The organism is Oscillibacter sp., assembly GCF_032060045.1.
Taxonomy (GTDB): domain Bacteria; phylum Bacillota; class Clostridia; order Oscillospirales; family Oscillospiraceae; genus Oscillibacter.
On record NZ_DAMBZJ010000005.1, the window covers coordinates 70,960 to 85,931 of the forward strand.

The following is a 14,972-nucleotide window of genomic DNA, read 5'->3' on the forward strand; positions in this document are numbered from 1 at the left end:
GAAGAGCTTCACCGGCAGCGATCCCTTTAAGGGCATCAACCCGGACGAGTGCGTGGCTATGGGCGCGGCGCTGCAGGCGGGTGTTCTCACCGGCGACGTGAAGGGGCTGCTGCTGTTGGACGTGACTCCCCTGTCCCTCGGCATCGAGACGATGGGCGGCGTGTTCACCAAACTGATTGACCGCAATACCACCATCCCCGTAAAGAAGAGCCAGGTGTTCTCCACTGCCGCCGACAACCAGACCTCCGTGGAAGTCAACGTGCTTCAGGGCGAGCGGGAGATGGCGGCCGCCAACAAGTCCCTTGGCCGCTTCCATTTGGACGGCATCGCCCCTGCCCGCCGCGGCGTGCCTCAGATCGAGGTCACGTTCGACATCGACGCCAACGGCATTGTCAACGTCTCCGCCAAGGATCTGGGCACCGGAAAGGAACAGCATATCACAATTACGTCCTCTACGAACATGAGTAAGGATGATATTGAGCGCGCTGTGCGCGAGGCGGAGCAGTTTGCCTCTCAGGACGCGAAGCTGAAAGAGGAAGTGGAAACCCGCAATCAGGCCGATCAGATGGTTTACCAGTCTGAGAAGACCTTGAACGAAATGGGCGACAAAATTCCTGCCGACGACAAGACCAAGGTGCAGTCCGGCATCGACAAGCTGAAGGAAGTTCTCAAGGGAACCGACAACGCCGCCATCAAGGCCGCGACTGAAGAGCTGACGCAGGCATTTTATGCTGTGAGTGAAAAGCTCTATCAGCAGGCAGGCCCCCAGCAGGGCGAGCAGCCCGGCGCCGGTCCCGACGCGGGTGGCCAGCAGGGCCAGTACTACGACGCGGACTACAAGGTCGTGGACGAAGAAGAGAAAAAGGACGGCAATCAGTAACAAGTTAATGGAATGCGGAGCGGCCTTGGCGGCGGCTCCGCATACCCCGTATAGCCCGACCCAAGGCGCCGCGCCGAGGGCGCGGGACGGAGAGGAGGAATAAGGAAGCGGAGCCTGTCCGCCGCAGCGGCGGAGAGGATTCGTGGACTTAAGCACTATATGGCAGATCAAAAACGAGATTATTACGAGATTTTGGGCGTTTCCCGGGATGCGTCCGATGAAGCGATTAAAAAGGCCTACCGCAAGCTGGCCAAAGAGAACCATCCGGATTTGAACCCCGGTGACAAGACGGCGGAAACCCGCTTCAAAGAAGTCAACGAGGCCTACGAGGTTTTGTCCGATTCGGATAAAAAGACCCGATACGACCAATACGGTCACGCTGGCGTGGACCCCAATTTCGGCGGGGGCTACGGTGGCGCGGGCGGCTTTGACTTCGGCGACCTGGGGGACATTTTCGGTAGCTTTTTTGGCGGTGGCTTCGGCGGACAGCGCCGGGCCAATCCCAACGCGCCCCAGCGGGGTGAAAGCATCCGTCAGGCCGTGTCCGTGTCCTTTGAAGAAGCGGCCTTTGGCTGCGACAAGTCGGTCACGGTGGAGCGGTACGAAACCTGCGACACCTGCAAGGGCAACGGCTGCGAGTCGGGGACCACTCCTGAAGTTTGTCCCGACTGCCATGGCAGCGGCACGGTGCAGACCCGCAAGCAAACGCCCTTGGGTGTGTTTGCGTCCACGGGTCCCTGCCCCCGCTGCGGCGGAAAGGGCCGCATTATACATCAGCCCTGCAAAGAGTGCTATGGCACCGGCATGCTTCGCAGCCGCCACACCATCGAGGTGAAGGTTCCCGCCGGAATTGACGATGGACAGACCATTTCCATCCGGGGGCAGGGCCACGCGGGCAAAAACGGGGGCCCCGCCGGGGATCTGCTGATCACCATCACGGTGAAGCCCCACGAGCTGTTCCGCCGGGAGGGCAACAGCGTGCTTTGCGAGGCGCCCATTACGTTTGCACAGGCGGTGCTGGGGGCGGAGCTTGAGATTCCCACCATCGATGGGAAGGTGAAATACACCCTGCCCGAGGGTACCCAGACGGGTACCACCTTCCGCCTGCGGGGCAAGGGCATTCCCCTGCTGAACGGGCGGGGGCGGGGCGACCAGTATGTCACCGTTTACATCGAAACCCCAAAAAATCTGAACAAAGCCCAAAAGGAGGCCCTTATAAAATTTGCTGAATCTGTGGGCGACAGTAATTATGAGGACCGCAAGAAGTTTTTTAAGAAATATAAAAAGTGAGGCGTTGCATGTATCTGGCCGATTACCACACTCATTCCCGTGTCTCCCCCGACAGCTCCGTCCCTATGCTGGAAATGGCCGCCGCCGCTGCGGAAGCGGGGCTGGACGAACTCTGCTTTACCGATCACTTTGAGCCGGTGAAGCCCCGCACGATTATTCCGCTGGAGGAATTTGACTGGGGCGCACTGACGGCGGAATATTCCAATGCCACCGCCTGCTGGTCCGGCCCGGTGAAGCTGCGGCTGGGTCTGGAGCTGGGAGATGCGCAGGTGGACGAGGCTCGGACGGAGCGGCTGCTTGCGGGCATGCCGGAGTTGGATTTCATCATCGGTTCGGTCCATATGTTCTCTGAACGGTTTGGGCTTCAGGACATTGGGTGGATCCAGGAGCCGGACGAGAAAACCTGCTATGCCGAGGTGGAGGACTATCTGGAAAACCTGTTGAAAATGGCCCGGTGGGGAAAATTCACCGTGCTGGGCCACATGACGCTGCCCCTGCGGTATATGAACGACTACCGGGGTTTTCACATCAGTCTGGACGGTTATGGCGCAGAGTTGGAGGAGGTTTTGCGGACGCTGATTCAGGGCGGACGAGGTATCGAGGTGAACACCAACCGGGGCGGACGCTTTCTTCCCGACGCACAGTGGCTCAGGCTTTACCGCAGCCTTGGAGGTGAGCTGATTACGCTGGGTAGCGATGCCCACCGCCCCACGGATGTGGGTAAAGGGATTCGGGAAGGGCAAGCTCTGCTGCGGGAGTGCGGCTTCACCCGCTTTTGCACCTTTGAAAAGCAGCGGCCCATCTGGCATGCGCTGTAAGTGGTGTCTTGCAAATTTCTCCAATTGCGTGTAAGATAAACAAAAGGTGCATCGCACCCCCGGTGGACCGGGGCGCGGAAAGCAGCATTTGCTGCGCCGTGGCCTGCGCGGCTCGCCGTCAAACCGATGAATGCGAGGAAGTTTTTATGAAAATCGCACTGGGCTCCGACCACGGCGGATTTGAGCTGAAGGAAAAAATTAAACAGCAGTTGGAGAAGGACGGGTACGAGTGTCACGACTTCGGGTGCTTCTCCACAGAGAGTTGTGACTATCCCCCATTTGGCGAGGCGGCGGCCCGGGCCGTGGCCTCCGGCGAATGCGAGCAGGGCATTGTCATCTGCACCACCGGGATCGGCATCTCCATTGCCGCGAATAAGGTGAAGGGGATCCGCTGTGCCCACTGTGCGGACACGGTGCAGGCCCGCCTTTGCCGCCAGCACAACAACGCCAATATGTTGGCCATGGGCGCGGGCTTTACCGGGCCGATGCTGGCGCTGGAAATGGTAAGGGTCTTTTTGAATACCGACTTCGAGGGCGGACGGCACGCGCGCCGCGTGGCTCTGATGGACGCCATCGGGGACTGAGGAAAAACTTCGGAGGAGGAACGCTATGGCGGGACCGAGAGGATACAGCACCTACCATGGAAAGGGCCCCAAGTGGAAGATCCTGCTGGCGGTTTTGCTGGTGCTGGTGATTTTGGGGGCTCTGACAGTGATTCGGTTGCAAAAGTACGTGGTCTACGACGATTCTGACCGCCCAAGGCTGGACCTGCCGCAATTTTCAAAAGACCAGCCTGAGGGCTCCGGCAGCACATCGGCGGATGAACCCGGCGATGCAAGCTTTACCATTGAGGAACCGGAGCAGAAAAGCATTCAAGCCGCCGCGCTTCCAGTGGGCCCGCTGACCGACTGGAAAGCCGCTTGGGCCGCAGTTTCTCCCGGCGGGGTGAACGCTGTGGTATACACCGTGAAGGATACGGACGGCTTGGTTTATATTGATTCTCAGGCCGCGCCGCCGACGGCGGCGAAGACTGTGGAAGGCTCTGCTGCGGCGCTGGGGGATATGCTGAAAGACGAGGGCGTGTATGCCGTCGCCAAAATTGCATGCTTCCGGGATCCGGTGGCCTCCAGTGCAGATCTGGTGGGCAGGGGCCTGATAAACACCGGCGGATATGTCTTTTACGACGGGAACAACGAACGCTGGCTGGACCCATCCAAGGTGGGTGCGCGGCAATATCTCGTTGACTTGGCCACCGCCTGCGCAGCGGCGGGCTTTGATGAAATTCTCCTGACAGACGTGAACTATCCCACCATAGGAAAGCTGAATAAGATTGACTACGGCCTGGCGGCGACTGGCCGGCCAGACAGTCTGCGTCAGGGAATCGACGCGTTTTTGACAGAGATGAAAGCCGCTCTCGCCGAGTATGACGTGAAGCTGGCAATTATGCTGCCACCCGAGCTGTTCGCTCCAACAGAGGACCTTACCGCAGAGAAGTTTGCGGCCGTTTCAGGCCAGTCTCTCGGGGATATCGTTCCTTTGATGGATCGGGTCTATGTAACTGGGGACGGGACTGCGTTGGACGCCATCCGGACGCGGCTTGCCGCTATCAGCAAGGATGCGGAACTGGCGCCCATGGTGGCCCAACCGGGAACGCTGGAGAATGGTGAATCCTATTTTATTGCACCGTAAACGCTAAACAAACGCCGGGGGAACGAATTTTTGTTCCCCCGGCGTATTATTATGGTACGCGCACTAAGAAACTTTCGGAAAAACGCGAAAATTCTCTTGAACGTTTCGTGGCATTGTGCTATAATACTCCCGTTACACCTGCCGGTGTGATGGAATTGGTAGACGTAGTGGACTCAAAATCCACCGCTGGCGACAGCGTGCCGGTTCGAGTCCGGCCACCGGCACCATAGAAAATCCATGTGACAGGATTCGAACCTGCACATGGATTTTTTATTTTTCTATGAAATTATTTGTGATGCTATTGCAAGGGATTATTTATATAAAGTAGTGGGTGGATGGGATGCATAATGCATTGGCAGAATCTGGTGCAACATCTAAGTTAAACGGCAACCAATTGAAATTAATAGCAATTCTTGCTATGACGATAGATCATTTGGCTTATGCATTGATGTTTCAAAAAGATCTGATTCCCTTTCAGAACGATATATTTGATCAGACCAGCGTCATGTGAGCGCTGGCCTAGGGACTGATTGCACTCTCTGTTGAAAAAAGCAAAAATTTGAAATTGAATCCTTGGATGAAAAACCTTGCCATGTTATTAATATGGATCATCACTTTTTGTGCGGATTGGAGTTCCATTGCTGTTTTGGCGATTGTGCATATCGGCAAATATCGTGGGAATTTCAAAAAGCAGATGACTGGCATGGTGTTGTACGTCGTAATATACGCGACTGTTTATGCGCTGTTTCTCAACCCCGTCTATGGTCTTATGCAAATGGCCGTTGCCCTCTCGATTCCGGTTCTGTATCTTTACAATGGTGAGAAGGGTAAATGGGAAGGGATGAAGTGGCTTTTTTATATTTACTATCCGGCGCATCTTACCATTTTAGGCTTAGTCAGAATTTTTATATTATCTTTAAACGGCTTCCGAAAAACAATACGTTTATTCCCAAGATACGAAGCAATATGTGGAGTTTGAGGGGGACCCGTTTTTTGCCAGCGCAGGTTCTCCATATGGAAAGTACCGAGCTGAAAGCGCAGGGATGAGCGAAGATTCAGTCAGCGGCCTTATCTCATTAAAGGAAATGCAAATCATTGATTTGGAAAATGGCGAAACACTGTGGTCTGACAGTGGGTTTTTAAACAACCGATTTTTATGGTCGCCCGACGGAAACTATTTAGCAATCCGATACTCTGGAAAGAAATGGACGGAGACGAAGAATAAAATGCACAGACGCAAGCCTATTCCCATATAAAATTGAAAACTGAATTGGCTGGATAAAAGCAGCGTATAAATGACAAACACGGAAAAAAGCCCAAGCACTGCAAACGTGCTTGGGCTTTTTATAGGTTGTTGAGGTTTTGAATGCATTCTTACTTGAATAATACCGCCTATTGGCTTGCTGTTTCATTATTAAACCATGCTTTATAAGACTTTTCGTTGAAAGTATTGAGAAATATTATCAGGTCACAGCCAGACAGAATAAATTGCCGCAATGCGGCAATTCCTGCCCCATTTAATGCGTCTCCAAATATTTCTCAGATCAACCAAATAAGGTAACGAGACCTGTAGTTAGCACCGGGATAAACGTCAGCATTAGAAGTTCAATAATTAATACAACGAAAAATGGCACACTCTCTTTTATAAAGTCCTTGAGTTTACACCCTGTCTCATTGCATACCACGAACATGAGGGTACCCATAGGAGGCGTCATACAGCCAATGGAAACATTGAAGATAATGACCATTAGGAACTGAATCTCGTTGATCCCATACTCCATGGCAATGGGAAACAACAGGGGAACAAGTATGATCATAATGGCGTTGCCCTCCAAGAACATACCACAAAGCAGTAAGAAGACATTCATCAGGAGCAAGAACGCATATTTGTTGGGGCTTATCTGAAGGATCAACTCGGTCAGCGTCTGGGGGATCCGCTCTTTGGTCAGCACCCAACTAAGGGCAGAGGCCGCACCAATAATCAACATAATTCCAGCGGTGGAAATCACCGTTTCTTTCAGTCCCTTGATAATCTTCTCAAGATTCAATTCTCGGTAAAACAGACCCAAGAAAATCGAGTAAAGCACGGCCACAGCACCGGCCTCTGTAGCGGTAAACGCACCAAGACGCACGCCGCCAATGATAATAATCGGCAAGCACATAGGCAGAATTGCCGAGCGGATAACAAGCGCGACCTTCTTTCCGGATAACTTTTCATCCTGGGTACGAGTGGGTTTGTAGTCTCGTTTGTGAGCGATCATGGAGACGCAAATCATCTCGCCGACGCACAGCAGAATTCCGACTCCGATGCCGGATATAAACAGTTTGCCGATAGACACATTTGCCAGAGAACCGCAGAGAATCATGGCAATTCCCGGAGGAATGATTGGGGTAATCATGGCGGATGCGGCTGTGACCACAGAGGAAAATGCCTTGCTCATTCCGTTTCTTTCCATGGGAGGAACCAAGAGCTTTGCTTCCATGGCTGCATCCGCCAGATTAGAACCAGAAAGTCCGCCCATCAGCGTGGACAACATTACGTTTACCTGTGCAAGACCACCCCACATATGGCCTGTCAATAATTCACACAAATCCATGATTCGCTTACTGACGCCGGAGGAATTCATGAAAATGCCAGCACACACAAAGAAGGGTACTGCCAGCAGTGTCAGCCCCTGAACAGAAGACGCCAGACGCTGGGCCAGAATCATAGAGGTGACAGCTGGATTCAAAAAGAAATAACTGGCCGTACCTGCAATAACGGACAGCCAAACCGGCACCTTCATAAACAGAAGTACCAGCATCAAAATTATAGCAAATGCAATGGCATTCATTTGATTTCTCCTTCTTTTAGATTAATTCCCCGTACAAATTGCTGGTAAGATGCCCACAGCATGGACACAATCATCAATATGCCACCAATGGGAAGCGCCAGATAAACCAGACTGTAAGGCAGCCGCAGCAGATTTGTGACCTTACCAGTAGAAGTGAGCTGTAAATAGTAAAGAAACTCTTGTCTGCATAAATAGCCGAGGATTACCAGTTGAATTAAAATGTTAAACCGTTCAATCAAAACACCGATTTTTTTTGGCAGCGAGTCCACCAGAATCTCAATAGATACATGTGCGGCTTTGCGGAAAGCAACGCCACCGCCAATAAATGTAATCCACATAAAGAGTAATCCCTGCACTTCTTCCATCCAAGAGATGGGACTGCGGAAAATATACCGTTTGAGTACACCCATGAAGGTCAGCAGGATTAGCCCTGACAATAGAAGCACGGTAAAATACAGGTCGAGATTCCCGAGAATTTGCAACGGGCTTATTTTGTTTTTTTCTTTCATATTCGCACCCATTTCTTTTTATTTTGCATTTTTGAGCAACCCGTTATTGTGGATACCGACACGGCTTTCGGGCCTTCCATAACTCCGGAAATTTATACGGTTTTCTCTTTCTTACATTAATTCCCGGTTGCTTTGCACATTGTGAACATGAACGTGGCTGCCCAACCGAATATCAACAGCAGCTCTTCCTATATGCTCGCCCACAGGCTGCCCTTTGGGAATAAACGCTCCATTACACATGTCTAGCTTAAAAGAAAGGGACAAGCCAGTTTGTTGACTTGTCCCCTTTCGTTATCGTTGAAGATTAAACCGGTTGAGTTTATCGTTGCAATCAGCTAATCATGCTGCGGATGTTATCATACAAGCCGTCGCTCCAGTTAGCGGTTACATCCGGATTGCTATAGATTTGCAAAGCAGCTTCCTTAAAACGAGCCATCTCGGCGGCCTCGGGAGTGATAATCTCAACACCATTGGCTTCCATGTCGCTCACATACTGGGCACTCATCTCGTCCTGCTTCTGGTTGTGGAATAGCCCAGCCTCATCACCGGTTTCACACAGGATCTGACGCTGCTCCTCGGTCAGGCTTTCGAACCAATCCTCGGAAGTAATCCACTGAATGGGCATGCGGATGTAGTCTATCATAGTGATGTACTTGGCAACTTCATAATAGGTCTGACCGTACAGTGTGGCCATGGGGTTCTCCATGCCATCGATGGTGCCCTGCTGTGTAGCTGTGTAAACATCGCCCAGGGCCATTGCGGTTGGAGCTGCGCCCATTTCTTCCCAGGTCTTCATCTGCATCATGTTGTTGGGCGTGCGGATAATCATGCCGGACAGGTCGTCCAACGTTCTGACAGGCTTAGTGGTCATCAGTTCACGGACACCGTAAGCCCAGTTGGCGCTGACGATGCGCAAACCGTTATCGACCAGCTGGTCAACTTGCGTCTGCCACCAATCAGTTTTCAGCAGATTGAAATACTGATCCCAGCTGTCATAGATGTAGGGAGCGGAAGCAATGCCCATTTCCTTTGCGCCGTAGTCAGCCCAGAAAGCAGCGTCACCAATCGTGATGATGCCTTGGCCCATCTGCATCTGGTCGACCAGATCAGTCTTGGTGCCCATCTGACTGGAGGGAAACAGTTCAACGGTCATGGTTCCGTTACTACGCTCTTGGATTAAACGTGCCCACTCATTGCAGCCCAAGTCAATGGGTTCACCAGGGTTGTTCTCGTATGCAATTTGGATCACGACAGGGGCGCTGGAAGTAGAAGCGTTGGCGTCTTTTTCAGATCCGTTGGAAGCGCCAGAGGAACTGGTGGAGCTACCGCAGGCGGCAAGCCCCGTGAGCATTACAGAGACCAGTATCGCAGCAAAAATCTTTCTCATTTCTCTCTTTTCTCCTTTGTTTTTTATAAACTACCGGCGATGCGTCGGTAATTCACTCAAGTAATCCGTTTTCAAAAAACCGAGACTCTCAAAGGTAAGATCTCTGGAATGAATTACATGTTCTCTGGAAAACTGCTCTGTCTCTTCCCTGTTTCCAGACAACATTGCGTCGAGTATTTTTACATGCTCTTTCTGTGAGAAACGGACTTGCGCTGGATTTTGGTCTGTTTTTAGGCGAATTCTGCGGTCATGCTCGTAGACCAAACCCAAAGATTCCCGCAAGAAACTGTTGGAGCAAGAGGACACAATGACTGCATGAAGCTCAGTATCCAACGCCATGACTGCATGAATATCACTCTTGTCTTGGAGCGAGTGTTCCTCAACTAATCGTCTACGAAGATCCTCCATCCATTCTTTGGACGCGGTATCCACCGCGTTCCGGGTGATGAACGGCTCGATCAAAAGGCGAGTTTCGTAGATATCCCGTACTATTTCGATCGTTACATCGGTGACAAAGGTACCCTTCCGGGGGTAGGTTTCAATGAATTTTTCGTCTTGCAGACGCTTGAGTGCCTCATGAATCGGCGTACGGCTTATCCCTAATTTTTCCTGCAACTGTTTTTCGGAAATATCGATCTTTGGAGGAAGCTCACCAGAGAGGATCATTTCTTTAATATACTCGTATGCCGAACGGCTTTTTTCGATCATTGTCAACGTACCCCTTCTCTAGAATTTAAACAAAAAATATGGTGATATATAACTAATATATATCTAATATATCAGAGAACAAGTTAATATTTACATATTTTTTACGTTTTTACAATACCCATTTTTTACAAATATTCAGTTCATATTTCACAAAAGTGACAACCGCACTTGCGGTGCTTATCCATATACTGCACAGAGAAAACAAGCTTTGCTGTGATGGTTTGAACGTCTTGGATGCGCACTTTATAGTAATGTATGTACTTAAATCACGGTTTTGCTTGTTTTCTTGCGTAGAGGTACACCGCACAATATGAGGAAATTATTATTCCAGAGGTTCTGTGTTGGTGCCCTATGGTTCTGCCGGTAAGTTTCATAAAAGATGCATGCAAATTCACACAGACTGGTGTTTCTGTTTCTCATTTTCGCCCTAAGCATATACTGTAACAGCTTTAAGGGTAAAATTACATATTCTCTGTTTAATATTTGACCGTGTACGGAGCGGCACATAAGGAGTTACGATCATGATAGTCCATAAAAATAACGAGTTTCGCACGTCTTGTCTATTGCCATACGATCCGTGTTGTTGCAGCAATTACCTTATTGGTCCCACCGGCCCCACTGGTCCACAGGGAATGCAAGGGAGCACCGGCCCCGCAGGTACGCAGGGAATACAGGGACCCGTCGGCCCCCCTGGCGCACAGGGAATGCAAGGTCCGCAGGGGGCTCAGGGTCCCCAGGGTGTTCAGGGGCCCGTGGGACTCACTGGTAGCACAGGCCCTCAGGGAGTACAAGGTTTCATCGGCTCCACGGGTCCCGAGGGTGCGCAGGGGGTACAAGGTCCCACCGGCCCCGTAGGTCCTCAAGGCATTCAAGGCCCGACTGGAGACACGGGTGCACGGGGAACGCAAGGCCCGCAGGGAATGCAAGGTCCGCAAGGGATACAAGGTCCGCAAGGGATACAAGGTCCTCAAGGCATTCAAGGACCTCAAGGCATTCAAGGACCTGTTGGTCCCACTGGAGGCACGGGTACACAGGGGATTCAGGGCCCCATCGGCCCCACCGGAAACACAGGCCCACAAGGGATTCAAGGTCCCATCGGCCCTACCGGAGGCACGGGTGCACAGGGGATTCAGGGCCCCATCGGCCCCACCGGAGACACAGGTCCTCAAGGCATTCAAGGACCTGTTGGTCCCACCGGAGGCACGGGTGCACAGGGGATTCAGGGTCCCATCGGCCCCACCGGAAACACAGGCCCTCAAGGTATTCAAGGGCCTATTGGCCCTACCGGGGACACGGGTGTACAGGGGATTCAGGGCCCCATCGGCCCCACCGGAAACACAGGTCCTCAAGGTATTCAAGGACCCATCGGTCCTGCGGGCCCGCAAGGCATGCAGGGTCCTATTGGCCCCACCGGAACGGGTACACAGGGCATTCAGGGTCCCACAGGAGCAACAGGCGCTACAGGTGCCACCGGGCCTTCAAGTGGAAATAATACATATATTGAAACCGGGTCACTGGGAACAATTAACGCCGGAATTTCTTATAATCAAGGCGGAGGAAACAACGAGGCCTTTGCTGCGCTGGTTTTTGACTGTGGCTCTGATAAGGTTGTCACAGAGGTTGCAGCTTACATTACGCAAGTAGGTGCACGTACCGGCGCCTTCCAAATGGCAATCCTTATACCGAGAAACAATGGTCAGGCGGAGGTCATTGCAGTAACAAACACAGCCAGTTCCATTTCCGGAGGAATTTTTGTAATCCCACTCACCACATCGGTTATGCTTAGAGGAAATACATCATACTATCTGGCGGTATATAATCAGGTCAATGCAGCAATCATCGGCGGATTTACTGCAGGTGCATCAATAGGGGGAGACGCACCTCCGATTAATTTTAGAGCACAAAATCTGCCCGGGTTTCGGGTTGGTCAGTCCATCAGTACCGGCGATACGAGTCAGCGCTTATCGCCTTGGCTGTATGCGTGTTAAGCTCACGTTCAACCTCTGGATGACTTTGTGAGGATTGCGGCAATGGCTTAACATCTCCCGTAAGCGCAGAAAATGAGAAGACAGTATTTCAACGGCAGCCTTTGTATGCCAGAGGTGAAGTTGTGGTTAGGGTGTAAATGATTGTTGAATAGAAACGAGATAAAGCTACCGGCGGCAAAATTGCAACCGATAGCTTTATCTTGTAAGGAAAACAGGGTTGTTGTGTGCACAGCTGATCTTTTTTCAGCGCTTCCAATGTGACCGTTGCGATGTGTTTATACTTTTCCAGAGAGTTCGCGCTGGCTTTAATACTTTGCTGCCTTGAATGCAAGGCTTGTGTGGTCATCATACTTTTCAGCAGGCAGCATAGGGGCCTGCACTTTTTCTTCGGCCAGATACATAGAAAGCGGTTGTGTATCAGCAAGCTTGAACTTACTAACCTCGTGCTGCAAGGTCTGGGCCTGAGCTGCCAATTCTTCGCTGGAAGCGGAGCTTTCTTCCGCAGTAGCGGCGTTCGTTTGTACCACTGCAGAAACTTGTGACAAACCCTCGTTAATCTGTTCAATCGAAGCGGCCTGTTCGCTGGTTGCAGTTTCAATTTCACGAATAGACTGTACAGCGAATTTCGATTTTTCAGAAGCCTCTATCAACCGTTTTAACGTGTCCGAAGCCAGCTTTTCTCCTTCGGATACAGTAGTACCTGATTTTTCAATCAACGCAGCAGTTTGATTGGCTGCTTCTGCAGATTTTGCCGCAAGGTTGCGCACTTCGTCGGCTACCACAGCAAACCCCTTTCCGGAACTTCCGGCTCGCGCTGCTTCCACAGCGGCATTCAGCGCAAGAATGTTGGTCTGGAAAGCAATGTCTTCCACCAACTTGGTGATTTTCGAAATTTCCTGAGAAGTCATACTGATTTCTTGTATGGAGGTGTTCAGTCGCTGCATGTGGTCGTAACTCTCTGTGATATCATTTTCAACCTGTTCAACATACTTCACAGATTTTTGAACATTCATAGTGTTCAGTTCCGCTTGCTGGGTTACACTGGCGATAGAAGCGTTTAGCTCTTCAACGGTTGCCGCCTGTTCTGTGGCTCCGGCTGCAAGCGCCTGTGCCGCGGCAGAAACCTGATCTGCACCAGAGTTGACTTCTTCTGAGGTGGTGTTAATCAACAGCAATGTACGATTGAGGTTTGAGGAGATCCATTCGATTGCTTGCCTGATGGCAACAAAGTCCCCGGCATATTCGAGATCCGCAGTAATCCGCATATCTCCGCGTGACATCTGCCCCAGCTTTTCTGAAATGTCGCGTATGTAACTTCGCAAGGAGGAGAGGGTTAAGCGCATTGCATCGGCCAATACGCCCAGTTCATCGCTGGACTGATATGTAAGTTCAATATTTAAATTTCCCCGAGACAGTTCAGAAGCAACCTGAGACATGTTTGCCAGGGGCTTTGCAATTGATTTTCGGATGTAGTGAGTAAGAAGTGCAGCAACCAGAATTAAGAGGACAACCACGCCCAGAATTGAGAAAATCGTAGTGGTATACAACGCGGCATTGATTTTCTCAATTGATACGCCTGTAAAGTAAATTCCGATAGCATTTCCGTCGCTGTCAATCATCGGGGAGTATACCGTAGCATAGGACTTCCCCAATATATCTGCATTTCCCTGATATTCAAGACGGTCTTCCAACACGGTCTTTGCAATTTTAGAATCCAGCTTTGTACCGACTGCACGCTGTCCGTTTTCAATGACGGTGGTGTTGGCACGCTCGTCACCAATGAAAATAGTAAATTCATTTCCCGTCATTTCCTTCATGCGATCAACGAAGGCGGGGTCCACCATAGAGTAGCCGGTTGATAGGACACCTATGGTCTTTCCCAATGCATTTTTAACAGGTGCGCCAGTTCGAATGCTTAATTTAATTTCATTGCCCAGATCAATATGCGTGTTAATCTCTCCGTTGAGTGCCATCGCAACACTCTCCTGTGAGATAACAGAATCACCGATTTGATTGCTGTGGGTACGTGCGATAGCAATTCCCTGCGCATTTGATACAGTTACAAAGTCTACGTCCAGCCCCATCGCAGTGCGTGCCTCCTCTGCCGCATCCCTTATAGCGGCCGCATCCCCACTTTCTACTGCGTGAATCATGGCTTCGCTGCTGGCCATAGAGGTTGCAGCGATTACGGAATCTTTCTGATAATCCTGCAAAACAGCTTGCATCGTATGGAGTGCAGCATTACTCCGCTCCATATTGGCTTGCTCAATAAGCCGATGACTGCTGATTGACATGTAGGTAACAGTCAATGCACCTACGAGCAAAATTCCAAAGGTAGAAAACAATGACAGTTTAAATCCGACTTTTTTGATCAGTGAAATTCCTTTGCTCTTTTTTATTTTGCTGTTTCCCGATTCCGGGGCCTTGCGTTTTGTCTTCATGCAATCATATCCTTACTTCTAATTTTGATTTACGACCCCGCTATAGCTAAAATTCCAAACTGAGGGGACTGAAACTCCATTTAGGATTTGTCCATGTTTCGACTTTTTAAAAATCTCCTTTAACTAGCATTACAATTTTTTGAACCGCACGCTAAAATGAAATCGTGTTCTTAATTTATAATATAATAATACATTAAAATGCTAGTTGTATTTGCAACAGTTCGCTTGAAAGTATGGGAAAGAAAACGTTTTTGTGGAATTTTAAGGAAATTACTTGCTGGACGTGCCGGGAGATTCACGTTGTTATAGATAGCAAAGCATATACTTATGGTAGGTACCTACACGCGGAAATGCAGCTTCGATTTTGAGACTGTTTTCAGCCGGACGGACAGTGGAACGCAGCCTTTCCGGATAGACCCTGTGGGTAA

The 14,972-nt window shown here is 50.7% G+C and carries 14 protein-coding genes and 1 tRNA gene; 10 read left to right on the plus strand and 5 right to left on the minus strand.

Translation table 11 applies throughout. The features are described from left to right. From RT018_RS03495 to RT018_RS03535, 9 genes are all read left to right on the plus strand, one after another. Window positions 1-880, plus strand: an 880-nt coding sequence (locus RT018_RS03495) for an Hsp70 family protein (protein WP_312939314.1), incomplete at its 5' end; no start/stop codon positions are given. Between the two features lie 159 nt (window positions 881-1,039). Further along, window positions 1,040-2,170, plus strand: coding sequence for a molecular chaperone DnaJ (gene dnaJ / locus RT018_RS03500; RefSeq protein WP_312939316.1), 1,131 nt, complete (start codon window positions 1,040-1,042; stop codon window positions 2,168-2,170). A gap of 8 nt (window positions 2,171-2,178) precedes the next feature. Then, the gene (locus RT018_RS03505; protein ID WP_312939318.1) at window positions 2,179-2,988 is read left to right on the plus strand and encodes a histidinol-phosphatase HisJ family protein; all 810 of its coding nucleotides are present in this window, start codon (window positions 2,179-2,181) and stop codon (window positions 2,986-2,988) included. Between the two features lie 146 nt (window positions 2,989-3,134). Further along, entirely contained in the window at window positions 3,135-3,572 is a 438-nt protein-coding gene (rpiB, locus tag RT018_RS03510; RefSeq protein ID WP_312939320.1) for a ribose 5-phosphate isomerase B, read from the plus strand. Between the two features lie 25 nt (window positions 3,573-3,597). Further along, entirely contained in the window at window positions 3,598-4,677 is a 1,080-nt protein-coding gene (locus RT018_RS03515) for a putative glycoside hydrolase (protein WP_312939323.1), read from the plus strand. A 140-nt stretch (window positions 4,678-4,817) separates the two neighbouring features. After that, window positions 4,818-4,904 (plus strand) — tRNA-Leu (locus RT018_RS03520). A gap of 113 nt (window positions 4,905-5,017) precedes the next feature. Next, window positions 5,018-5,188 carry a hypothetical protein gene (locus RT018_RS03525; protein WP_312939325.1) on the plus strand — a complete coding sequence of 57 codons (171 nt, stop codon included), beginning with the start codon at window positions 5,018-5,020 and terminating at the stop codon, window positions 5,186-5,188. A gap of 18 nt (window positions 5,189-5,206) precedes the next feature. Beyond that, window positions 5,207-5,656 carry a TraX family protein gene (locus RT018_RS03530; protein WP_312939409.1) on the plus strand — a complete coding sequence of 150 codons (450 nt, stop codon included), beginning with the start codon at window positions 5,207-5,209 and terminating at the stop codon, window positions 5,654-5,656. Next, window positions 5,646-5,933, plus strand: coding sequence for a hypothetical protein (locus RT018_RS03535; protein ID WP_312939327.1), 288 nt, complete (start codon window positions 5,646-5,648; stop codon window positions 5,931-5,933). The genes RT018_RS03530 and RT018_RS03535 overlap by 11 nt, the downstream gene beginning before the upstream one ends. Before the next feature lie 288 nt (window positions 5,934-6,221). On the opposite strand, the gene RT018_RS03540 is transcribed toward RT018_RS03535, so the two are convergent. The 4 genes from RT018_RS03540 to RT018_RS03560 form a co-directional block, all read right to left on the minus strand. Next, the gene (locus RT018_RS03540; RefSeq protein ID WP_312939329.1) at window positions 6,222-7,511 is read right to left on the minus strand and encodes a TRAP transporter large permease; all 1,290 of its coding nucleotides are present in this window, start codon (window positions 7,509-7,511) and stop codon (window positions 6,222-6,224) included. Next, complete coding sequence (locus RT018_RS03545) at window positions 7,508-8,020, minus strand: TRAP transporter small permease (RefSeq protein WP_312939332.1); 513 nt, start codon at window positions 8,018-8,020, stop codon at window positions 7,508-7,510. The genes RT018_RS03540 and RT018_RS03545 overlap by 4 nt, the downstream gene beginning before the upstream one ends. 331 nt (window positions 8,021-8,351) lie before the next feature. Next, on the minus strand, window positions 8,352-9,407 hold the full coding sequence (locus RT018_RS03555) for a C4-dicarboxylate TRAP transporter substrate-binding protein (RefSeq protein ID WP_312939336.1): 1,056 nt from the start codon (window positions 9,405-9,407) through the stop codon (window positions 8,352-8,354). A gap of 30 nt (window positions 9,408-9,437) precedes the next feature. After that, window positions 9,438-10,115 carry a GntR family transcriptional regulator gene (locus RT018_RS03560; protein ID WP_312939339.1) on the minus strand — a complete coding sequence of 226 codons (678 nt, stop codon included), beginning with the start codon at window positions 10,113-10,115 and terminating at the stop codon, window positions 9,438-9,440. Window positions 10,116-10,819: 704 nt separating this feature from the next. Here RT018_RS03560 and RT018_RS03565 point away from each other — a divergent pair. Further along, window positions 10,820-12,103, plus strand: a complete 1,284-nt coding sequence (locus RT018_RS03565) for a collagen-like protein (RefSeq protein WP_312939342.1) — start codon at window positions 10,820-10,822, stop codon at window positions 12,101-12,103. Between the two features lie 305 nt (window positions 12,104-12,408). On the opposite strand, the gene RT018_RS03570 is transcribed toward RT018_RS03565, so the two are convergent. Next, window positions 12,409-14,544: a methyl-accepting chemotaxis protein gene (locus RT018_RS03570; RefSeq protein ID WP_312939344.1), complete on the minus strand. Its 2,136-nt coding sequence runs from the start codon at window positions 14,542-14,544 to the stop codon at window positions 12,409-12,411. Window positions 14,545-14,972 lie beyond the last annotated feature (428 nt).